Below are 22,369 nucleotides of genomic sequence, written 5' to 3' on the forward strand. Positions count from 1 at the left end.
GCTGACAAACGTTTCGTTCGGCATTACTTGATTCCTAGTGCTGAATCACCATCCGAAACGTTTGTCCTCGTAACGACTTTTTAGTTTTGAATTGCTGCAATGGCTGATTTGATCTGATCGACTGCCTGTGGTAGAGCTGTTTTCGGTTCAGCCTTTCCAGTAGCAATGGTTTGCAATGCGGCATCCATTGGTTCCCATACTGAATTCATTTCAGTGATCCCTGGTGTTAGTTCTGCGTGTTGGGACTGAGCGGCGATGGCTGCAGCACTTTCACTTTCTTGAACTGATGGATCATCTGCCAAAGAAGCAACCGCTGGTACTTCTTGTGTTTTTTCATAACGGACTTTTGAATTCTCCTCATTGCTGATAAATTTCACGAACGCTTCAGCTAATTCAGGGTTTTGGGAATAGCTACTTACGTTGTAGCTTTTGACACCGATAAAGGAGCCCATATGTTCACCATTCCCTAATAATGGCAATTCTTTCACACCATAGTCGATGCCCGCTTCTTTATAAGGAGACAAGTTCCATGGTCCCGAGACGACAGCTGCAGCTTTTCCTTCCGTAAATAAAGAGTCCAACACATTGATTCCTTGTTCACCGACCAATCCGGATGGAAAAACACCTGCATCATAAAACTGTTGGATATAGTCCGCTCCTTCGATCGCACCTTCATTAGCTAATCCAATATCTTCAGGGTCATAGGATCCATCGGCATTCTCGCCAAAAACATAACCGCCATAACCGCTCAATACACCTTGTGCGTAATAAATTTGATCCCATAATGCCAGTAACCCATAACTGTCAGCACCTAAAACAGATTTAGAATACTCTAGCCACTCATCCGTTGTCTGTGGCAAGTCTTCTTCGGAAATTAGCTCTTTGTTATAATACAAAATTTGTGTTTCAACCGCTTTTGGTAAGCCGTAAACTTTGCCATCAAAGATTTGCGATTGCATTGCTGATTCCGTATACAGATCTTGTAGCGTTTGATCGACTGTTAATTCTTTCAACAACCCTTCGGTAACTGCTGTACCGATTTGATCACCAGGAATTGTGATGACATCCGCACCTGTACCAGCGGGTCCATCCAATCGTAAATCTTCAATCTGTCCACCATAGGCTTTTTCGACCACTTTGATCGTCACATCGTGTTCTTCTTCAAATTGTTTGACTGCCTCTTCAATCCCAGCTGATTTTGCTTGGTCTTCCCAGACCAATAGATCATAGTCCTTATCGCTGCCACTATTTGCTGCAGTACTATCTGTCCCTTCACTTTGTGGACCGCAAGCACCTAATCCTAAAGCTGCTACACTTAAAAAAAGAACTCGAGACATTTTTTTCATCATCATTTCTCCACCTTTTCTTTATTTTGCAAACGCTATCTTCTTGTTTATAATAAATTATTTTACTTAATATGTAAATAGTTTTACTAAATTAATTTCTTCAAAGGAGTAAATAAACGGATAAAATCAAGGTTTATCACACAAATATTTTTTTCGAAATACCTCTATGTTATTAACTTCCACTATTCAGTAAATATATTTAGTAAATTCATTTACTTGGTAAAGTTGTTAGCGTATACTAGAAGAAAGAGGTGAAGAAGATTGGTTACAATAAAAAAAATTGCCGAGCAATCAGGCTTTTCACAAGCGACTGTTTCCCGATTATTGAAAGGCGACGAATCGTTGTCGATCGCAGCCGATACGCGTCAAAAAATTATTCATACCGCTTTATCACTAGGTTATGATCGCTCAAAAATAAAAACAACACTAGAAAAAATCGCCGTCCTTTTCTGGCTGACAGAACAAGAAGAGCTTCAAGATGTCTATTTTCGACAATTGCGAATCTCTTTAGAAAAATATGCGAAAATCAACAATTTGGAAATTCAACTGATCACCCATGAAGATGATGTTTTAGAAACATTGCAAGAGGTCGCCGGGTTTATTGGGATTGGCTCTTTCACTGAGAAAGAAACGCAGCAGTTCAAATCCGTTTGCCCCTATGGTGTCCTTTTGGAAATCAACCCCTGTCCAGAGCTGTTCGATACGGTCAAACCCGATACTGATCGAATGACGCAACTGGCGATCGATCTGTTTTTAACAAAAGGATACCGTAAGATCGGCTTTATTGGTGGCGCTTATCTAAACCCTGATACTCAACGTGCAGAAATGGATAGTCGCGAGATCATCTTCCGTCAAACGCTGGCTCGTCGAGATGCGTTCGATGAGGCGTTCCTGTTTACTGGTGGCAATTTTTCCGTTGAAACCGGCTATCGTTTGGCGAAAAAAATGGTGGAATCCCTTGGTGACAATTTGCCAGAGGCGCTCTTTGTGGCTTCTGACACCGTCGCAGTTGGTGTGCTCCAAGCGTTAAATGAACGATCTATCATCATTCCTGATCGCTTGGAATTAATCAGTATCAATGACAATGAGATCGCAAAATTTGTGGCTCCCCCACTAACAACGTTTAACATCGATGTGGAGGAAATCGCCAAAACCGCGATCGATTTATTGGTGGATCAGATCGTTCATCCTCGAACAATCACCAAAACAGTCCTTTTAGGGGCTGAACTCATCGAACGAAAAAGCTTTACGCAAGCATAAAAAACGCCCCTAGAAAGTTAGAAAAAGCTAACTTCCTAGGGGCATTTCATTGTCTAAATCGAAAAAAGCATTCTTTCGTTTTTCACATCTCTTTCGCCACAGCATACACAAGATGCGGCATGTCCACTTGTCGATAGTGTTTAACAAAGCGATCCACCAGCTTCATTCCATTGCGCAATGCCACATTTATGGAGGCTTGATTGGTCTCACGAATGATCGAATAAACAATGGCGGCATTCAGCGTTGCAAACGCATAGTCTTTACAGGCCTGGGCGGCTTCTGTGGCAAACCCATGATGCCAGAAGTTCTTTTGAAACAAGTACCCAATTTCTAAAACGGCTTCTCCCTTGACGTCTTGCCATGTCAACCCGCATTGACCGATCGCTTGCCCGGATGCTTTCTCAATCACTAGCCACAAGCCAATGTGATCGTTTTGATAGTGTTGCAGCTGTTTGTCGATCCAACCAGTGACTTCTTGCTCACTGAAGGGTCCTTCATAGGCAATCATAACTTCTGGATCTTGCAAAATCTTTTCAATCGCTGGTCGATCGTCATGACTCATTTCTCGCAGCACTAATCGCTTAGTTTCAATTAGTGGTTCCATGGTGGTTGCGCTCCTTCCTATTCCATTCGGTTTCTTTTCAAAAAATACCAACTCGCTGACCATGCGGTGATGGGTAAAATAATCACCGCTGCCAGCCCCGTGATCAAACAAACGATCAATTCTGAGACGAACGCCTTTGAATTGATCATTTCACCAAAGGAGATCGACAAATCTTGAAACCACGCAATCAACGCCAGATTACTTCCCATAAAGGCAAACAATAAGGTATTGATCGTCGAAGACAATACGTCTGATACCACTGTCATACTACTTTTACTTAATGCCTTGATTGAGACTTGCGGGTTTGCTTGAAAAAGTTCATAGGTCGCAGTGCTGATCGCCATACTCCCATCTGCCACCGCCCCCGAAAAACTCATCAAAATGATCGCAGTCATCAATGTCTTAAAATCGATAGCTACATCAAAGGAATACATCGCCAACTCATCGAGTTCCTCTGCCGAAAACCCATGAAGATTCATTGCAGAGAGCACAAGAGGAAATAATAGTAGAAAAAGCCCTAGAAAGACCAACACACAGACAAAGGCAATTTTGGTTTTCTGATTGACGCCGTTCACGAAAAACAAGGTGATCGCCGCCACGGCTAAAAAGGCAACACAAGCCGCTGGTAAAATCGGTGCCCCTCGGTCAATCAGGACCAGTAGCGCTAGAAAGACGGCCACATTCATAAACAGACCTGTGACTTGAAACAGCCCTTCGATCCGAAAAACAGCGAAAGTCAGCAAGAGAAAAAGCAAGATCAACACAAACAAAACAGTCATTTTGCTTTCCTCCTTTGTAGTTCAAAGCAAAGAAGCGTCAACGGTACCGATAAAACCAGCGCAAAGCCGCCGCATAATGTACGCACTATTTCTAAAGAAAGATGCATCGGCAATGCTTGCGACAGCAGCCAGCCATTTGCTAGGTAAAACAATAGCGCTGGCATACTCCCACTTAAATAGGCAAACAACAAGACATTGATCATCGAAGAAGTCGTATCTTGCGCGATGGACCGACCGATCGCTAATCGTTCCTTGCGGCTCGTCTGGGGATTGATGCGTTGGATCTCATCTAAACTGGCAATCAGCATGACGATATTGTCCATGCTGGCACCAATCGCGCCAATCAGCAGACTCCCTAGATAGACACTGCGATACGGACGGGTCAGAAACGACATTTCTTCATAGCGCAACCCATGATCTTGCAAAAGATCCATGGCGAACCGACAGAGAAAAAACGCCAAGAGGACGCTGGCTAACGAGGCAATGATTTTGCGGCTGTCGATCGTACGAAAGCCATAGGAAATCCCCATCGTCAAAACCAACGAGACGATCGTAAAAACGATCATCAAAAAGACCAATGAAAAGGAGCTGTTGCCTTTGTGAAACCAAAGAAAAAGGAGCAGCAAGCCAGTATTCACAAAGATACTAAGCAAAGCCCGTAAGCCCTTTTTGCCACCAATTGCGACTACTGCCATCAGGAATAAGGCAAGGAAGAAAAAGAGATACCCATCCCGTTTTTGTGCTTGTACCTGCCAGCCATCCCCTTCTTTTTGCAAAAGCAGCTGTTGTCCGTTCTGATACAACGGATGAATCGCACCGTTGGGGGTGTATTGCGTAGTGACTGTCCGCAGTACCCCAGCTTCTTCTCCGTTGCGAAGGATCCCTTGAATCTGCTGCTGATCGGCTGTGACTTGAACCGTCTGTACTTCTATAATCGGCTGTGCATAAAAGCGGCTACTTTGGGTTTGGATCAGCCAGCTAAAGACAACCAAGCTGATAAAGACCGCTAGATAATAATACTTTTTCAAGACCGTCTCCTTTCTTTTTCAGCAAAAAAAGACTTAGACAAACCACCAGTCCTACGACCGACCACCTTATGAGGCTAGATGACTGGTCGAAATGGTTACTGTGTTGGCGAGACTAACTGCTTTACTAGTCGCCTGCTTTGTCAAAGTCCTTTTAATTGCTCGTTTTGCTTACACGACATTTTGCGCTGTACCTGCTTTAAAGCCGCTTAGGTTCGCCACAGCGATCCCCATCAAACGACGTCGGGTTTCGACGGGCGCCCAAGCGATATGCGGCGTCAAATAGCAATTTGGTGCTTGCAACAAGGGATTGTCCGCTGCAATCGGTTCTTTCGAGACGACATCTGCCGCCAAGGCTGCAATCTGCCCGGTTTTCAGCGCTTCAGCAACTGCTGCTTCATCAATCAAGCCGCCACGCGAGGTATTGATCAGGATCGCAGAAGGTTTCATTTGTGCCAAAGCTGTGCGATCGATCATTTTTTCTGTCTCAGGAAACTGTGGAACATGAAGGCTAATGATATCTGCTTCTTGATACAGTTCCGCCAACGACACTTGTTTTGCCCAAGCAGCTTGTGCTGGTTTTGGTCGATGATTAAAGTAGATTACTTTCAATTGAAACGCATGTGCGATCGTGGCAACTGCTTGAGCGATCGCACCATATCCAATCAGCCCAATCGTTTTGCCTGCCAATTCCATCAATGGCGTCTGCCAATAAGAAAAATCTTTGCTGGTTTGCCAGTCACCCTGATGCACGGAACGATTATGGTGTCCCACTTGGTTCGTCACTTCCAGCAGCAAAGCAAAGGTCGCTTGTGCCACTGCATTGGTACTGTAGCTAGGAATATTGGTCACGGTGATTCCTTGTTCCCTCGCTGCTGCCAAATCAACGACATTGTATCCAGTTGCTAGTACCCCAATGTAGGTCAATTGCGGACATGCTTTGAGCACATCAGCGGTGATCGGTGTTTTATTTGTCAAAATCGCTTCGGCATCACCGATTCGATCAATTATTTCTTGTTTATCTGTATATGAGGTACGATCATACACCGTCACCTCTCCTAATTCTTCAAACCCTTGCCAAGCCAAATCCCCTGGATTCAACGCATAGCCATCAAGTACAACGATCTTCATTCTTTCGCCCCTCTCGCTTTTCCTTTTGCTTTTCCATAAAAAACGGGAATTCCTAGTAACGTCACGCCGATTCCCACGACTGCTAACCACGTGTCAGTGATCAAGGTCATGATCAAGATAAAACAGCCGCCTAAAATCGCAACCAAGGGAATGATTGGATAGAAGGGAACTTTATACGGACGCTTCATCTGCGGTTCTGTTTTTCGCAAACGAAAAACTCCTACAAACAATAATACACTAAAGAACCACATAACAAAAACCAGCATATCGGTCAAAAGATCAAAGGTGCCTAAAAGCATCATGATACAAGCGATCCCTAATTGTAAAAAGGCCGCCGCATAGGGTGCATTAGTGGTTTTGCTTAGGGTCGCAAAGGTCTTACTGAAAGGAATCTCATCTTCCAACGCCATCGCATATGGGACCCGCAAGCCAGTCATTGTATAGCCGTTCAATGCGCCATAAACAGAGATCAAGATACCGATCGTGACCAGTTTTCCGCCAAAACTGCCGAACAAGGCCATCGCAGTTTCTGAGGCACTGTTCAAATTACCAGCGATTTGATTGATCGGCAATGTTTTTAAAAACGCAACATTGATCAACACGTACACCAAGGTAACAAAACTCAACCCAAAGATGATGGCTTTAGGCAAATCTTTTTCGGGTCGCTTCATTTCTCCAGCGACATTGCCGACCCCCATCCAGCCATCATAAGCAAAAAGGGTTGCTAAGAGGGCACTACTGATACCAGCTGCAAGGGAGCCTTGAGTATTGGAAGAAAAATCCACCAATGAGACCGATACTTGACCTGGTGTCATCAGGCCAGCCACGATAATCACCGCAATCGGAATAAGCTTGACTGCTAAGGTGACGGACTGGACTTGAGCTGCAGCTTTTGTTCCCAAAAGATTAATCAAGGTCACACTCGTTCCGGTCAAAATCGATAAAGGAAGCAAATAATTGCTAGGTAGATGAAATAAGTTCAAACATTGTGTTGCGAAAATAATACTTAAAGCCGCCACGTTCGCTGGAAAGTAAATGATACTTTGTGCCCAGCCTAATAAAAAGGAGGGTAATTTCCCATAAATTCTTTCGATATATCGAATAGGTCCGCCGGTCTCAGGAATCGCCGTCGCTAACTCTGCCACGGTCAAACCGCCGCAAATCGTTAGAAAGCCGGCAAGCAGCCAAACCAACAAGGTCAATCCAGTCGATTGGGTCTGCTGGACCACAGCCGCTGCTTTGAAAAACACGCCGGCGCCAATCACCGTTCCCATTACTGTCGATAATGCCCCAAAAAAACTGATTTCTTTTTTCAATTGACTTTTCACAACATCACTTCCTTTTTAAATGAATAAGTCAAAGTATAGCGGATAGAAACTATCTTGACTAGAGGAATTTCAGAAAACAAAAAGCAAATACCATGAAAAGACGGCATTTGCTCCAAAATTTTTTTATTCTTTTGTGGATTCTTGAAAAACCAGCAACGGAAGCTGTCGTTTTTTGTGCATTTGTTGAACCAAATAAATTCCTGCCAGCAAGATGATCGGGAAAATGATCGCACCTAAAATCCCAACCTGCAGCTGTTGTCCCGTCCATTCGACGATGCTACCGACGACAGCGGGTCCGATTGAACATCCTAGATCTCCCGCTAATGCCAAATAAGCAAATAGCGCCGTCCCGCCGTTGCGAATGTATTGCGCAGAAAGACTAAAGACCCCCGGCCACATGATCCCTACGGCAAAACCGCTTAAGCCGCAGCCAAGGAACCCGATCAATGGCAATGAAGCAAAGCCGATCATCATATACGCCAGTAGGCAAAGCAAAACACTCAAAAACATAAAGCGTTTCAAATCGATTCGTTCTCCAAATTTGCCGTAAAGCAAGCGGGAGATCCCCATCATCAAGGCAAAAACCATCGGTCCTGCTAAATCGCCTAGTGTCTTACTAACACCTAAGCCCTGTTCAGCAAAGGTCGATGCCCATTGGCTGACTGCTTGTTCGCTGGCTCCAGCACAGACCATCATCACCAGAAACAGCCAAAAGCTTTTCAAGGAAAAGAGCTGCCGAGTGGTCAACCCTCGTTCTCCTTCGGCAACGATTGGCGCCAACGGGACTTTGGTAAAGAAAAACAAATTGACCAACGGGATCAGCGCCCAGACGATCGCTAAAATCGGCCACTGTTGAATACCGAACACCATGAAGAACGCCGTTGAGAACAAAACGACCCCCACGTACCCCCAGCAATAAAACGAGTGCAGCATGCTCATCTTTTTTTCCTTATGTTCCGTTGGACAGGCTTCAACGATGGGACTGACTAAAACTTCCAGCAAGCCACCGCCAATGGCATACAGCAAAACCGCTGCTAATAATCCGCTAAACGGGGTCGGAAACCATAAGGGAAAAATGGCTAAACCAATCAAGCCGATCGCTGCAAAAAAATGCGCCGCTACGATCGAAATACGATAGCCGATACGGTCTACAAAAAAGATTGCTGCAAAATCGACGGCTAACTGAGTCAAAAAGTTAAAACTGACCAACAAAGTTATCTGGCTGATTGGTAGCTGGTATTGACTTTGAAAGGTCAAAAATAATAAGGGGGCAAAATTATTGATCACGGCTTGAACGATGTACCCTACAAAGCAAGCCGCAATCGTCGAACGATAACTTTTCATTTTCACTTCTCCTTTACTCGTCTTATCAGTATACCAAGTCCAATCAGCCGGGAACCATGGAGAAAACACTTTTTTTACCCAGAGAATCTTAAGGAAATCAGGATTCCTCTTTCTTCAGATGATTTCCTTAAATGGAAGCAGCAAAAAAGCTGTCCTTACAGACAGCTTTTCCGACTTATTTTCAAGGCTAGGCGTTTTTCTTCCGAGCAGCGATGGTTTTCATGGTGGCTTCAAAGATTGGGCCAATAAAGACGATACACAAGAGAGTACCTAACCCAACACTGGCGCCTAGCGCAAAACCGATCAAGACCATGGCTGCATCCAAGCCGATACGGATCGTTTTTTGGGTCAATTTGCTTCGTTTATAGATCAAGGCCGTCAAGGCTTCTAACGCCGCTGAACCTTTGTTGGAAGAAACGTAAATGCCGGCGCCGATGCCAAATAAGATCGGTGCAGCGAAAATAGCGATCCATGGGTAGAAAGGCAAATGAATTGATACTTTGTCCATCACTGGTTCAAAGATCCCAATCAACAAGCCTAAGCCGATCCCGTTGATAAAACTGCCAATGCCTAATTCGGCACGATCAAAGACTGCAACGATCAACAAAACAACAATGTTAAAACACAAACTGGCTATCCAAAAAGGGACATCGATAAAATTCAAAATTCCTAACAAAAACGTACTGATCGTATCATATCCTTGATGGGCAGTGATCAATAAGGATATGGCTAACGCAATCAGCCCGGTACCTATCAAAACTTGTGCAAATTTTTTGGTTTCTTTCACAACATCACGCTCTCTTCTTTATTTTTCCTCTCTTAGTTTACCGTGAAAGCGTCACAATTACTATCATTTAATCACAAAAACCGGATTTTTTTTGAAGAAATCTAAATTCAATCAAGGGATTCATAATGCTGTTCATAGGTATCGCGAAACTCTTTGGGGGTCAAACCATTCAATTTCTTAAACATTTTGGAAAAATAGTTGGTATTGTTGTAACCAATGCGATCCCCGATCTCACTGATCGTGGCTTTCGAATGAAGCAGCAGCTGTTGGGCTTGCTTGATGCGCACCAGATTGACATACTGATTAAAACTCATTTCCGTTTCTTTCTTAAAGAGTTGCCCCAAATAAACAACGCTAACGTGCAGTTCTTCTGCCGCTGATTTGACCGTCAAATCATGGGTGTAGCCTTCTTCAATCAGCTGGATCGTCTTTTGAACGATCTCTGAATAACGTTTTTGCGGCGGCTGCGATTTGGCCAGCTCCAACACATCATCAAAAAGTTGCCGCAAATCTGCCAATGTATTGGACTCGCGAATCCGTGCCAAAATCTGCTCATGGTTTTCTTGGGAAAGCACCGGCAGTTGCCGATAAATATCATTGAACAACAAAAAAGAAACATAGCGAACATGTTCAGGGTCTGCTTGGGTTTGTTCCAAAATAGCGAACATTTTATCTAGCTCATGTTGGATTGTTTTAACATCCCCTATGGTCAGCGCTTTGTTAAAAGATAGAAACGGTAGTTCTTCGTTTCGCTCTAATATATCCACGTGGATCGTCTGTTCTTGTAAAAACAGATCTGGATAGAAGGCTTGCAACGATTGAACCTGCTTGATTTTCTCATAGGCTTTATACAAATTCTCCCACTCGTTGATGGTTTCGCTCATGATCAACTGCCAGTCTTTACTATTAAGCTGCTGGGCTAGTGCTTTTAAGTCAGCGTTGATTTGCTGTCTTGGTCCGGCTGCGGTAATGATCACTTGGTTTTCATCTAATCGCCCTGGTAAGATCAATGGCTGATCGTTTTGCTGAAAAAACGTCGTGATTTTTTGTAAGATCTCGGCAGTCCCATTGAACTGCAAAACGGTAAAGGGTGCTGCTAGCGGCACCCGCTGTTGCGCCAGCAAATGGAGGTACTCGCTTTCGTTCAATTCATCATTCAACCAAAGCAACAGGCTTGATTCTTGATAAAGTTCTTTTTCTGCCAACAGTTTTTGCTGCTCCTCTAACTCAGCTGCAATCGCTTGAACACTGCTACGCAGTTCTTCTTTGTTAACAGGTTTGACTAGATAATTACGCACACCTAACGCCATGCCTTGTTTGACAAAGGCAAACTCTTGATAACCAGATAGAATGATCGAAAAAAATCGATTCCCAAACGCTTGCGCTTGGCGGATCATATCGATGCCGTTCATTTCTGGCATCCGAATATCCGTGATCAGCAAATCAACGGAATGTTCTTGTAGATACTCGAGGGCCTCACTAGCACTTTTCGCTGTATGCACCACCTCAAAGCCCAGCTCTTGCCAAGGCAAGATCATTTGCAGCCCTTGCAAGATCATATATTCATCATCAACGAACATTGCTTTATACATCTGCCTCATGCCCCCTTTGCAAATTGTTTTCATCTAGACGGATCTTGACCGTAAACCCAGCGGCTGCTTGAGACGTAACGTCCATTTGATAAGCGCCATTGAACATGCCCCGCAACCGTTCGTGAACATTTTTGATCCCGATTGAGGTTTGGGCTCCGATCTCCTGATTTTGCAATTCTTCATGAATCATCCCTAACTGCTGCGGATCTGCGCCTTTGCCGTTGTCTTTGACTTCAATCACGATTTGACCGGCTTCTTTATAAGCTTTGATACTGATGGCGTTATCATTGCGCTGATAATCGATACCGTGAACAAAATAGTTTTCGACAAGTGGCTGCAGTGTGAACTTCGGCAATTCCAACTGTTCTAATGCCGGATCGATGGTTACATGATAGGCGATCTTATCTGGGTAGCGCATCTGAAACAAGTAGACATATTTTTCACAAAAATCGATTTCTTCTTTTAAGGTCTTCGTCTTTTCTTGCGTCGTGTTGTTCCGCAATAGTGCCGAAAAAGCATAGACGACATCCGCCAGCTCTTCTTGGTTGCGGCTCAAGGCATACATTCGAATGTATTCTAATGTGTTATAGAGAAAATGCGGATTGATCTGTGCTTGCAGCGCCCGCATGTCGGCATCCCGTTGTTTGATCTCTAGCGTGTAAATATCTTTGATGTACTCGTTGATACTGTAGGTCATTTGATTGATGGCTTCTGCGATTTCTTTCAGCTCTTGTTGGACATTGGCGGTATCGATCCGTTTGTCAAAATTCCCTTGGCTGACTTCTTTCGTCGCATAGACGATCTGCTGTACTTGCGATGTATAGCGCTTAAAGGTGCGATGAAGCACCCATAGGACTAATAAGAGAATCCCGATCCCGAAACTAAAGATCCAGATGGCACTAGAAAAAATATCACGCCAGATCACCCTTTTTGACAACAAAACCAGGGACACTTCTCCGCTGACAGTGGTTTGTTTTTTGATATAAAAGTCTTCCGAAAGAGTGTCGTGAATGGTTCCGTGAGCAACCGCCTGATCTATTTTAGCTAAAGTTTCCTTGCTGAGGTTCGTGGCATCCTTGTAAAGGCGCTGACCATTTGAGGTAAACAAAAAACTGTTGATTCCATGAACTTGGTTGTCTTCTTGTCGATTGGCTAAAACATCGTCTGAACGAAAGATCACGTAGACTTGTCCTAAGGGCTGGGCATAATTACTTGGTTGGGCGATCGAACGAACAAAAAACAGACGATTTTTTAAATCAATCTGTTTGCCGCTGTGTTTTTCTCCATAAGGTGTATCCGGCGTTGCCACTAATGTCTCATTGCTTTCATCCAATTGAATGATGATCTCTTCGATACTAGGATGATTACGAATCAAACGATAGAGAATATTGGGCAAGTATACACTCTGTCCCGTCTGGCGAAAAATATCATTACTATAGGAAAAATAATCTGGCAATGAAAGCTGCAAATAGTTGCGTAATGATTCAAAGGCGGTATCTGAACTAGTAAATTCGCCAAGTACCGTTGAAACAACGGTATTTTGATCTTGCACGTAAGCATCCAGCTGCAAGCTTGTGCTCTCCACTAAACGTTCACTCGTAGTAAAACGATCCGCTCCGGTATAAGCGGTCAGGACCAACATAATAATGATGGAGATGATCACCAAGAGTACACTGTACAGCTGCATCAACTGATTGATCAAAAAATCATGTTTGAACAAACGAAAACGCCACTTAGTCATGTGCCAAATCCCGATCAATGACGTTTTTTTCCTGGCTGATCGCCACATGGCACCATAAAATCAGTAAGCTGAATGTTCCAAAGAGCAAGAGCCCTTTCATCATCCAAGTAAAAACTAGAATACTAGCGATCCCAACCAGTAATTTTAGAAAGGTCGCCATATGAAGAAACAGACACACAAAGGACAATTTCAGGTTATTCCAAAAGGAAATCTCATAAGACGTGTCAAAAACCACACTTAACAGGTACAGTAAAACACTCAATCCACTGACAACAACTAAAACAAAAGAGATCATCAACCAAATCAAGCCTTGGATCTGGGTAGCTAAATACAAGTTATACACTAAGAACCCTGTCAGTAGGAAAAACAGATAAAACTGCTTGTTGGCCTTGACAAAGACGTTGCGCCAAATGCGCCATGCACTACGAAAGCTTTGATTCTCATAGTTCAGTCCATCTTCGTGGATCAAAGCACTGATGGTATGAAACGCTGGACCGATTCCTAAGATTCCACCACCGGCAAGCGTCAATACGACAAAAAACAAATTCAACTTCACGATCGCCCAAATCAAGCGAAAGCCCTTGACCAACCCGCTATTTGCTGTTTCTTCCATTTAAAATTCCTCCCTTATTTGTTCCCTACCGAAAATGTAGCATGATTTCAGCTTCCTACTCAAGCTACCTGAGAATCTTTTAATGCTATGTACGTTTTAGATGCAACATGCTTGCTGTTTGAACGTTAAAAACAAAAGTAACGTTTTTTATCAAAGATTTTGCTATTTACTTTAAAAGAAAAAGCAGCCAAAAGCTAGACGTGGGAACCATTGGTCCTGATGCGTTTAGCCTCCGGCTTGCTTGATCTATTGATTTATGAGAACCACCTGTTGCTTATTCTTGGCTTGCGCGGTACTCATCAAATTGTTTTTGCATTTCATCGCGGACCTTCTCCCAGCCAGCGGTTTTTAATTCTTCGTTTAGTTTCGGAACATTTTCTTCTGGATCGATCGTTCCGGTTGCTAAACTTGCTTTGTAACGGTTCATGACATTGGCGATATTCGTGATTTCTGTTTTCACGTTATCAGTCTTGAAGTTGAACCCTAAGATTGGTGATGCTTCCGCGTTAGCGATGTTTTCATCACGCTCTTTGATCATATCGTCTGTGATGGATTCTTGTGTGTAAAGGATCATGTTGTTTCCAGTGTTCCAAGCAGCCATCCGGGTATTTGGCAAGTAGCCATCAAGGAGACGGATTTTGTTGTCTTGGCCTTCGATTTTTTCCCATGCTTCGCCTTCGACACCCCAAACCAATCCATTCAACAATTCAGGATCGCTGTTCAACAAGCCCAACACTTCCACTGCTTTTTCTTTGTTTTTCGAAACATTCGCTACGACAAAGTTTGCCATTTGCGCTTGTCCGGTTGATTTTAATTGTTTCGTGATTGGACGTGAAACCAATTCATGACCTGCGGCATTGCTTAAGATCGTATCGCCGTAATCCATTGGTCCTTGGGTTTCTTCACGCATGAACCATGTGTTGCCTTCTAATGGGTAACCAGTTGTATTGGTGGCTGCATCGGTTGGGATCAAGCCTTCGTTGTACCATTTGTGCATCAATTTCAAGTTTTCCATTTGTTCATCATCTTCGTATTGATTGATGATCTTCGTTGTATCGCCATCCAATTTGACAGCAAATGGGTAATCTTTCCCAATCACATAATCATAGTTTCCAGAAACATTAAAGGTTTGTCCGATCGCAAACGGTGCGATGTTTGGTTCTTCTTCTTTGAACTTCTTCAACACGTCTTCGGCATCTGCATAAGATTCGATCCCGCTAATATCCAAATCATATTTGTCTAAATATTGTTTATTGAAGGTCAAGACTTGTTGGGCATAAATATTGCCGTTGACTGGAAAGGCATATAATTTTCCGTCGATCGTATTGCCTTTGATATAAGATTCGTCTAATTGATCATACGCTTCTTTGGCATATTTTGGTGCTAACTCCGTCAAATCTGCATACGCGCCTTTTTGCGCATTCGCAACGTAATTTGAGGCAAAGGAAATATCGTAGTTTTCACCCGATGAAATGATGGTACTCATTTTTTGATCCCAATCACCCCAGCCGATATACTGCAGATCGATGCGAGCGTTGGTTTTTTCTTCAATGCGTTTATTGGCGATCTCCATCAATTGATCAAAGTTTTCTGGCTTGTCCCCGACTTGATACATCAATAAAGTCGTTACGCCGTCTGCATTGTTTTCTGAATCGGATGTTGCGCCGTTCGACCCACAGGCAGCCATTCCCAAAGTTGCCGCTGCGGCCATCCCAGCAAAAGCTGTTTTTTTCCACAAATTCATTTTTGTTTCCTCCCTATACTTATTTGATTATTCTTTGACGCCACCAATTGTCAGACCACCGACAAAATACCGTTGGAAGAATGGATAGGTGATCGCAATCGGTAAGGTTGCAACAACAACGATTGCCATGCGAGCAGTTTCGCTTGGCAAAGCGGCCAAACCGCCTTGGATCTGGGCAGCCATGCCGGAGCTTTTGGCTAGATAGTCCAAATTGCTTTGAATCCGCATCAAAAGTGCTTGTAACGGCACTAAAGAGTCTTTTTGAATATACAACAATGCATTGAACCAGTCGTTCCAATAGCCAAGAGCGGCAAATAGACTGATCGTCGCGATCCCTGGAACCGCTAACGGCAACACGATGGATAGAAAAATCTTCATTTCGCTGGCACCGTCGATCCGCGCAGATTCTATAATACTATCTGGTACCGTCTTTTTAAAGAAGGTCCGCATAACAAGGATATTAAAAGGCCCTAAGGCAAGGGGTAAGATCAATGCCCAAATCGTGTCTTTCAATTGGATCAAGTTGACCATCACTAAGTAATTGGCAACCATCCCTGGCGCAAATAACATGGTGATCAAAGCGAAGATCGTAAAGAACCGACGGAATGGAAAATTTGAGCGAGAGATGACATAGGCATATAGCGAAGTCATCGTTGCATTGACGAAGGTACCAAAAACAGTGATAAAAATAGATACGCCAAATGCTTGGAAAATTTTGCTGCTCATTTGTCCGCTAAACAGGTAGGTATATGCTGCGAACGAAAATTCTTGTGGCCAAAAACGATAGCCGTTTTCTGCCAAAGAGGTTTCACTGGTCAATGAGATCGCAATCACAAAGAGAAACGGCAAGACACAGGAAATCGCGAACAAACCAATCACGATATTAAAAATCAGGTTGACCGTTGGGTTAAAGGAGCGGATCTCGACTTTCGTTACTTTTTTCTTCATTTATCCATCCTCCTTAGAATAATGCTGAATCTGGTTCTAGTTTACGAACAACCAAATTCGCTGTTAGTAATAATAATGCCCCAACCACTGATTGATAAAGGCCGGCAGCTGCGGTCATCCCGAAGTCGCCTGTGGCAGTCAGTCCATTATAAATGTACGTATCTAAAACGGAGGTGACTTGGTACAATGCCCCAGAGTTTCGTGGGACTTGATAGAAAAGTCCGAAGTCGGCACGGAAGATCCCACCGATGTTCAAAATCAACAAGACGGAAATCATTGGAATCAGTTGTGGCAACGTCACATTTTTGATCTGCTGCCATTTGCTGGCGCCATCGACCATCGCGGCTTCGTAATACGTCTGATCGATCCCGACCACTGACGCATAATAGATGATGCTGTTGTAGCCTAAGCTCTTCCAGACATTCATAAAGACGAAAATAAACGGCCACCATTTCGGATCAGCATACCAGTTGATTCCTTCACCGCCCATACCCGTGATCCATTGGTTGATGATCCCTTTGTCTGGACTCAAAAAGGCATAGACAAAGTACGAAATAACCACCCAAGAAAGGAAGTACGGCAGCAGTGACATCGTGTGATAAACTTTTACCAAACGCTTACTGCGTAGCTCACTCATTATAATGGCAAAGGCAATCGCAAAGAATAGGTTGAATGCTAAAAATACGATATTGTAGAGTAGCGTATTTCTAGTGATCAGCCAAGCATCATTGGATGCAAATAAAAATTTAAAGTTATCAAAGCCGACCCATGGGCTTTGTTTCAAACTGGCAAAAAAGCCGTCTGGTGAAATGTGGAAATCTTTGAACGCCACCACATTTGCGAATACAGGTATATAGAAAAAAAAGATAAACCAGACAACACCTGGCAAAGCCATCAATATCAACGCTTTGTATTGCCAGACATTCCTCCAAAACCCCTTTTTCTTCACATCTCATCATCTCCTTCATGCTACTAGAATAACGCTTTCATCCCTAAAAAATAAGGAACAAACTAAAGATAAAATGAAACAAATTAAAGGTCTTTGTTTATATTTTGTTTTTATTCTCTAAAAACCAGAAAAACGTCCTACCTTTTGCAAGATAGGACGCTTCATTGATTTGTTTTTTATGAATGTTCAGTCGACAAAGCCGTTTTGTAGAATCACTTCGTGGAACCACTCACCGGACTTTTTGATGGTCCGTTTTTGGGTAGCCAAATCGACGGCAATAAACCCGTAACGATTTTTGAATTCATTCAGCCAAGACCAATTGTCCATACAGGTCCACATGTGATACCCGCGGCACTGGCTGCCTTCTTGGATCGCTTGGTGAACATACCGCAAATGATCTTTGATAAAGGTGATGCGGTACTCATCTTGGATCTGACCGCTGGCATCGATAAAGCGTGTTTCATCTTCGACCCCCATACCGTTTTCTGAAATATAACATGGGATATTGCCATAGTTGTCTCGTAGGTTGATCAAGGTATCATAGATGCCTCGTTCATATATCTCCCAGCCTCGATGGGGATTGATTTTCTTTTCTGGCCAATCATAAACATCGAAGTAATCTTCTGGCATTGGTGTGTCCGCTGTTTTGGCAGAACGCTTTTGCTGCACCCGCCTTGGCTGATAATAGTTGACCCCCAAGAGATCGACCGTGTTTTCTTTAATGATCTGTAAATCTTCGGCTCTGGTTTCTGGCATGATCGCCAACTCGTTTAAGACAGCGATCAATTCTTCCGGAAAGGTGCCCTTGACGGCAGGATCTAAGAAGGAACGGTTGAAAAAGGCATCTGCCAGTTGCGCCGCTTGGCCATCTTTTTCGTCGTTCGGATCTTTCGGATAAGTCGGTGTCAAATTCAAGATGATGCCGATTTCGCCTGGTTGCTGAGACTGACGGAAGCGTTGGATCGCTAAGGCGCTGGCGAGTGCTTCATGGTAGCCAACTTGCACCGCGTGAGCCAAATTGATTTCTGCTGGGTAATGCTGCTGATACAAATACCCCATCTCCACTGGCACGATCGGTTCATTTTGCGTGAACCAATGGCGGACTTGATCACCGAACAATTCAAAACACAAAGCGGCATAATCTGCAAATGCTGTGACAGTCTCGCGATTGAGCCAGCCGCCTTCTTTTTGCAGTGCCATCGGCATATCAAAATGATACAAGTTGATGAAGGGCTCGATGCCATGATCGATCAAAGTGGCGAAGTACTCGCGATAAAATGCCACCGCTTGTTGATTGACCGCCCCTCTTCCTTCTGGCAGCAAGCGACTCCACTGGATCGAGGTTCGAAAAGAATTAAAGCCGATCTCTTTCATCAACGCCACATCTTCTGGGTAACGCTGCAGCAGTTGGACGGTATCTTTGGGTCCCCGTTTTTGATAAAAACGTTCTGGCTCCGTTGCGTACCAATAGTCCCAAATCGAATCGCCTTTGCCATCATCGGCCATTCGTCCTTCAGTTTGTGGACCGCTGGCGGCGGCCCCCCACCAAAAATCTTTAGGAAAATGCAGGTTAGTCATGGGCAGTCACCTGCTCTTTGCCTAACAAGAGACAGCCGATAATGCCACTTTTGTTCGGCAAGCCCCAAGTGACGATGTAGTCTTCCACTGGTGGTGTCTCCATATAGCCTGCCATTTGTTTCAGGAAGGCTTGTTGGATTTGAGCGAGTAAATGCGGCTGATTCATGACCCCACCGCCTAAAATGATTATCTCAGGTGCTAAAGTTAACGTGATATTGACCAGCGCTTGCCCAAGATAAAAGGCCTGCAACCCCCAAATCTCGTGCGCTTGCGGCAAGTCTTGTCCTTTGATCCCCGTACGTCCTTCCAAAGAAGGCCCTGCGGCTAATCCTTCCAAACAGTCGCCGTGATACGGGCATGTACCAGCATACATATCTTCACTGTGGCGTTTGACATAGGTATGACCGATTTCTGGATGACCGATCCCTTCGAAAATCTTTCCTTCACGAACGACCCCGGCGCCAATGCCGGTCCCGACCGTCAAATAGACACAGCTGTCTTTGCCTTGTGCCGCTCCTTGGCGTAATTCTCCATAAGCGGCAGCATTGACATCTGTTCTCCAAGCAAATGCTGTCTCTGGGTAGCGCTTCTTCAACGCACCGAGAAAATCGAACTGCTGCCAGCCCTGTTTCGGCGTGGCTAGTATGTGGCCATAGGTCGCTTGGGTTGGATCGATCCCGATCGGACCAAAGGAACCGACCCCTAATGACACGAGATCGTAGGGATCGAAAAAGGCAAAGATCGCCGCTAACGTTTCCTCTGGCGTTGTCGTTGGGATCGACTCTTGGGCGATGATCGTCAGCTGTTCATCGGCAACGGCACAAATCATTTTTGTGCCGCCGGCTTCAATTCCTCCGTAAACCATCATTTCTCACTCCTTTACTCCAATGGTTCGAATTTCATATGGGTGTAATTGCTCATTGACGGACGATGCTTGTTCTTCCTCTAATAGGTTCAACAGACAGAGTGTCGCCTGCTCTTTTTGCACATGAAAGGCAGTGGCTTGATCCGCCAAATTATAGCCCCGCAAAACGATCTGCTGGTCTTGGCGATTGCGTTTTAAGGCGGTGATAGCTACCGTCGTTCCATGAGCTTCCATGTATTGGTTGCTGCTGGCTAGCTTGCCTTGATGCTTGTCGGTCTGGCTTGCCGTCCAAGGAACTTGGGCAGCTTGTGCTTGGCGATACGTTTCATAACGTTCTTCAGGAGCCCCATGACAGGCTACGCCATATTCAAAGGTGTGGCTGCCTAAGCATTGCGCTTCTGGTGTTGGGAAGTATCCCCAATCGCCTAGCTCTCCCGTACAGCGCAACAAGGTCAAGCAGATCTGATCCTTCACGATTTCATATTCGTTCAAACCAAAATTAGAAACCGTCATGCCGCCTGTTTCATCATGCAAGTTGACAAAGGCGTGTTGATGCTGCGGATTCGTTGGGTTTTCCCAATGACTGGAAACCTGATTCGGCCGTTTTACGACTTCATAAATGCTGTCAGCTTCATGGAAATCCGTGATGATCCCTGTTGGGAATAAAACCCGCAGTCGGTGATCTTTGCTTTGGTTGTTGACGGTGGTTTTAAATGCCAGGCGGTTGCTGGTTCGTTCTAAGCGAATCTCCGTCTCGATCTTGAAAGCAACCAATTCTTGACTCCGCTGTGCTTTACGGAAACGGAAATCGACGACAGCTTTTTGTTCTTCTAACAAACGGTCATCTGCTGAAACAGGAATCTGTAATTCTTGTGTCAGTCGCACAATTCCCACCAGCGGATCGTTTTGTTCGATCGTCACCTGATGCGGAAATTGCGTCGATAAGATTGCTTGATCCCCTTCTGGTTGTTTGAAGATGTACTCATTGGCGATATCCCCCACATCCTCGAAAACCAGTAAATTGCGATACGTTTTTTGGGTTGCTTTGTCTGTAATCGTCAAGCTGCCGTTTTCAGTAATGACGGCTTCCAAATGTGCGTTGGCAAGTTTACGCCCTCCTTCTGAAACGATCGGTGCGCTCTCTACTGGCGTAGCGGCTTTTTCCACTAGAGCAAAGGTCTGCCATGAAAATTCCGGCAACTGGTTTGCTTCTACTTGAACCGTGACAAAGCGTTTCATGAAAGGAATCCGAAAGGCATCTTTAGGCAATTCATAGTCAAAAAGGACCTCTTCTTCACTTATGATCGCAGCAACAGGTTTCCCCTGTTCATCGATCACCGAATAAGAACCTTTTGGCTTCGCCAATAATTCGTGGTAAAGCTTGCTTGGCAATCCTTCACGGAATGTTTTACGCTCAAGTTCGATCACGACTTCCACTAAACCAGAACGGGTGCTGCCAGTGGTGTTGAAGACCACAAAGGGACGACTCTCCTCAGGAAACCTGCTCGTGTCGATGGCGGCTACTAAATTGCGTAACGCTTCATCTGCCACGAACTTACCAATTTCATTGGCTTTTTCAAACCGCGGCATCATTTCTCGGTGTACTTCGTCCACTGAACAGCCGCAGATACTGTCGTGAGGATGATTTTGCATCAGTGTTTTCCACGCATGATCCAACATATCGTGTGGATAGCTGCCGCTTGCTTCATAAGCCATAGTTGCTAATGGCTCCGCAACATTTTCTAATTGGCGGGAAACCTTTGTATTCCATTGTTTCAGATAGACTCGGGAAGAGGCGGTATTGGCTAGAGTATACCAACCATCGGTTTCTTGACTGGTCAATTCACCTGTGACAGTTCCTAGGTCATCTGGCAGATCTGCTTGCACCGCTTCAAGGTATTCGGTAAAGCTGGCGTGTTTGAATTCATACTCTGGGAAAAGCTCGTTAGCTGTACGAATCGCTGCCGAAATGTCTTTTTGGACAGGTTGATGATCGACCCCATTCATCATTAAGTAATGATTGGTGGCACCAAATTTCTCTACATCTTGCAGTTTTTGTGTCCAAAAAGCTTTGGCTTCTGCTTTATCCACTGGAATCTCATTGCCATTGGAGTACCAGTTGGCAAAAAGTAGACCAAAGATTTGACTGCCATCTGGACCTTCCCAATGCATTTCAGAATATTGGGAAGTAAATTGATCATCGGGTAAAACTTCGTTGTCAAAGCCGATTGGTTTGACGCCACGTCCAAATGCAGCACTTTCAAGATTGGCTAGCAGCATCATTTGCGGGGTTTGCCCCATATTGCCGAAAGTATCTGGGAAATACCCCAACATAACAGGGGTGCCCCACTTTTTGCTTTCTGCCATTCCAATCAGCATATTACGGGTGTTTGATTCAGCACTGATCAAAAAGTCATCTTGCAAAATATAAAACGGACCGATCTGTAATTTTCCTTGTTTGATGGCCGCTTTGACCGCTTCGCGTTTTTCAGGTCGCACTTCTAAATAGTCATCCAAGATGATCGTCTGCCCATCTAGATGGAAGCTGTGGAACTCAGGGTCATTTTCAATTAACTCTAAAAGATCATCCATCAATTCAACTAGCCGCATGTGATGCTGTTCGTAAGGCATGTACCATTCCCGATCCCAGTGGCTGTGAGAGATGATATAAACTTGTTTCTTCATTGATTTTTACTCCTCGCTGTTTGCGTCGTTGGACTGCTTTTTGTGTCACT

Annotated in this window: 18 protein-coding genes; 1 reads left to right on the forward strand and 17 read right to left on the reverse strand. The window is 44.4% G+C overall.

The genetic code is table 11. The features are described from left to right. Positions 1–80: 80 nt before the first annotated feature. Complete coding sequence (locus IGI86_RS11220) at positions 81–1,352, reverse strand: extracellular solute-binding protein (protein WP_430617289.1); 1,272 nt, start codon at positions 1,350–1,352, stop codon at positions 81–83. 255 nt (positions 1,353–1,607) lie between these two features. Here IGI86_RS11220 and IGI86_RS11225 point away from each other — a divergent pair, with 255 nt between their 5' ends. Next, the gene (locus IGI86_RS11225; protein WP_218193206.1) at positions 1,608–2,606 is read left to right on the forward strand and encodes a LacI family DNA-binding transcriptional regulator; all 999 of its coding nucleotides are present in this window, start codon (positions 1,608–1,610) and stop codon (positions 2,604–2,606) included. A gap of 82 nt (positions 2,607–2,688) precedes the next feature. On the opposite strand, the gene IGI86_RS11230 is transcribed toward IGI86_RS11225, so the two are convergent. The 16 genes from IGI86_RS11230 to IGI86_RS11305 all read right to left on the reverse strand — a co-directional run bounded on the left by IGI86_RS11230 (position 2,689) and on the right by IGI86_RS11305 (position 22,319). Further along, positions 2,689–3,210 (reverse strand): GNAT family N-acetyltransferase, encoded by a 522-nt coding sequence (locus tag IGI86_RS11230; RefSeq protein WP_074535022.1) that lies wholly within the window; start codon positions 3,208–3,210, stop codon positions 2,689–2,691. A 17-nt stretch (positions 3,211–3,227) separates the two neighbouring features. Beyond that, complete coding sequence (locus IGI86_RS11235; protein WP_218193207.1) at positions 3,228–3,989, reverse strand: YibE/F family protein; 762 nt, start codon at positions 3,987–3,989, stop codon at positions 3,228–3,230. Next, positions 3,986–5,017: a YibE/F family protein gene (locus IGI86_RS11240; protein WP_430617290.1), complete on the reverse strand. Its 1,032-nt coding sequence runs from the start codon at positions 5,015–5,017 to the stop codon at positions 3,986–3,988. Before IGI86_RS11240 ends, IGI86_RS11235 begins: the two co-directional genes overlap by 4 nt. A gap of 168 nt (positions 5,018–5,185) precedes the next feature. Next, positions 5,186–6,145 (reverse strand): D-2-hydroxyacid dehydrogenase, encoded by a 960-nt coding sequence (locus IGI86_RS11245; RefSeq protein WP_061054400.1) that lies wholly within the window; start codon positions 6,143–6,145, stop codon positions 5,186–5,188. After that, complete coding sequence (locus IGI86_RS11250) at positions 6,142–7,473, reverse strand: APC family permease (protein WP_244732180.1); 1,332 nt, start codon at positions 7,471–7,473, stop codon at positions 6,142–6,144. The genes IGI86_RS11245 and IGI86_RS11250 overlap by 4 nt, the downstream gene beginning before the upstream one ends. A gap of 123 nt (positions 7,474–7,596) precedes the next feature. Next, positions 7,597–8,817, reverse strand: coding sequence for an MFS transporter (locus IGI86_RS11255; protein ID WP_430617291.1), 1,221 nt, complete (start codon positions 8,815–8,817; stop codon positions 7,597–7,599). Between the two features lie 187 nt (positions 8,818–9,004). Further along, positions 9,005–9,604: a YczE/YyaS/YitT family protein gene (locus IGI86_RS11260; protein ID WP_430617292.1), complete on the reverse strand. Its 600-nt coding sequence runs from the start codon at positions 9,602–9,604 to the stop codon at positions 9,005–9,007. Positions 9,605–9,711: 107 nt separating this feature from the next. Further along, entirely contained in the window at positions 9,712–11,196 is a 1,485-nt protein-coding gene (locus IGI86_RS11265) for a response regulator transcription factor (RefSeq protein WP_194188399.1), read from the reverse strand. Next, on the reverse strand, positions 11,189–12,937 hold the full coding sequence (locus IGI86_RS11270) for a sensor histidine kinase (RefSeq protein WP_430617293.1): 1,749 nt from the start codon (positions 12,935–12,937) through the stop codon (positions 11,189–11,191). The genes IGI86_RS11265 and IGI86_RS11270 overlap by 8 nt, the downstream gene beginning before the upstream one ends. After that, entirely contained in the window at positions 12,930–13,550 is a 621-nt protein-coding gene (locus IGI86_RS11275; RefSeq protein WP_430617294.1) for a DUF624 domain-containing protein, read from the reverse strand. Before IGI86_RS11275 ends, IGI86_RS11270 begins: the two co-directional genes overlap by 8 nt. A gap of 274 nt (positions 13,551–13,824) precedes the next feature. After that, positions 13,825–15,294 (reverse strand): ABC transporter substrate-binding protein, encoded by a 1,470-nt coding sequence (locus tag IGI86_RS11280; protein ID WP_016613578.1) that lies wholly within the window; start codon positions 15,292–15,294, stop codon positions 13,825–13,827. Positions 15,295–15,321: 27 nt separating this feature from the next. Next, entirely contained in the window at positions 15,322–16,242 is a 921-nt protein-coding gene (locus IGI86_RS11285) for a carbohydrate ABC transporter permease (RefSeq protein WP_005225516.1), read from the reverse strand. Positions 16,243–16,255: 13 nt separating this feature from the next. Continuing rightward, entirely contained in the window at positions 16,256–17,137 is an 882-nt protein-coding gene (locus IGI86_RS11290; RefSeq protein WP_139960178.1) for an ABC transporter permease, read from the reverse strand. A 240-nt stretch (positions 17,138–17,377) separates the two neighbouring features. Continuing rightward, positions 17,378–18,769, reverse strand: a complete 1,392-nt coding sequence (locus tag IGI86_RS11295; RefSeq protein ID WP_430617295.1) for a glycoside hydrolase family 1 protein — start codon at positions 18,767–18,769, stop codon at positions 17,378–17,380. Beyond that, on the reverse strand, positions 18,762–19,637 hold the full coding sequence (locus tag IGI86_RS11300) for an ROK family protein (RefSeq protein ID WP_430617296.1): 876 nt from the start codon (positions 19,635–19,637) through the stop codon (positions 18,762–18,764). Before IGI86_RS11300 ends, IGI86_RS11295 begins: the two co-directional genes overlap by 8 nt. Positions 19,638–19,640: 3 nt before the next feature. Further along, the gene (locus IGI86_RS11305) at positions 19,641–22,319 is read right to left on the reverse strand and encodes an alpha-mannosidase (protein ID WP_430617298.1); all 2,679 of its coding nucleotides are present in this window, start codon (positions 22,317–22,319) and stop codon (positions 19,641–19,643) included. Between the last annotated feature and the right edge of the window lie 50 nt (positions 22,320–22,369).

Origin of the sequence: Enterococcus sp. AZ188, from assembly GCF_050544075.1 — a bacterium.
Lineage (GTDB): Bacteria > Bacillota > Bacilli > Lactobacillales > Enterococcaceae > Enterococcus_D > Enterococcus_D entomosocium.

Coding starts and splice junctions, on each gene's coding strand:
- IGI86_RS11220 (WP_430617289.1), bottom strand. CDS start 1,352: ATGATGATGAAAAAAATGTCTCGAGTTCTTTTTTTAAGTGTAGCAGCT.
- IGI86_RS11230 (WP_074535022.1), bottom strand. CDS start 3,210: ATGGAACCACTAATTGAAACTAAGCGATTAGTGCTGCGAGAAATGAGT.
- IGI86_RS11235 (WP_218193207.1), bottom strand. CDS start 3,989: ATGACTGTTTTGTTTGTGTTGATCTTGCTTTTTCTCTTGCTGACTTTC.
- IGI86_RS11245 (WP_061054400.1), bottom strand. CDS start 6,145: ATGAAGATCGTTGTACTTGATGGCTATGCGTTGAATCCAGGGGATTTG.
- IGI86_RS11255 (WP_430617291.1), bottom strand. CDS start 8,817: ATGAAAAGTTATCGTTCGACGATTGCGGCTTGCTTTGTAGGGTACATC.
- IGI86_RS11265 (WP_194188399.1), bottom strand. CDS start 11,196: ATGTATAAAGCAATGTTCGTTGATGATGAATATATGATCTTGCAAGGG.
- IGI86_RS11270 (WP_430617293.1), bottom strand. CDS start 12,937: ATGACTAAGTGGCGTTTTCGTTTGTTCAAACATGATTTTTTGATCAAT.
- IGI86_RS11275 (WP_430617294.1), bottom strand. CDS start 13,550: ATGGAAGAAACAGCAAATAGCGGGTTGGTCAAGGGCTTTCGCTTGATT.
- IGI86_RS11280 (WP_016613578.1), bottom strand. CDS start 15,294: ATGAATTTGTGGAAAAAAACAGCTTTTGCTGGGATGGCCGCAGCGGCA.
- IGI86_RS11285 (WP_005225516.1), bottom strand. CDS start 16,242: ATGAAGAAAAAAGTAACGAAAGTCGAGATCCGCTCCTTTAACCCAACG.
- IGI86_RS11290 (WP_139960178.1), bottom strand. CDS start 17,137: ATGGCTTTGCCAGGTGTTGTCTGGTTTATCTTTTTTTTCTATATACCT.
- IGI86_RS11295 (WP_430617295.1), bottom strand. CDS start 18,769: ATGACTAACCTGCATTTTCCTAAAGATTTTTGGTGGGGGGCCGCCGCC.
- IGI86_RS11300 (WP_430617296.1), bottom strand. CDS start 19,637: ATGATGGTTTACGGAGGAATTGAAGCCGGCGGCACAAAAATGATTTGT.
- IGI86_RS11305 (WP_430617298.1), bottom strand. CDS start 22,319: ATGAAGAAACAAGTTTATATCATCTCTCACAGCCACTGGGATCGGGAA.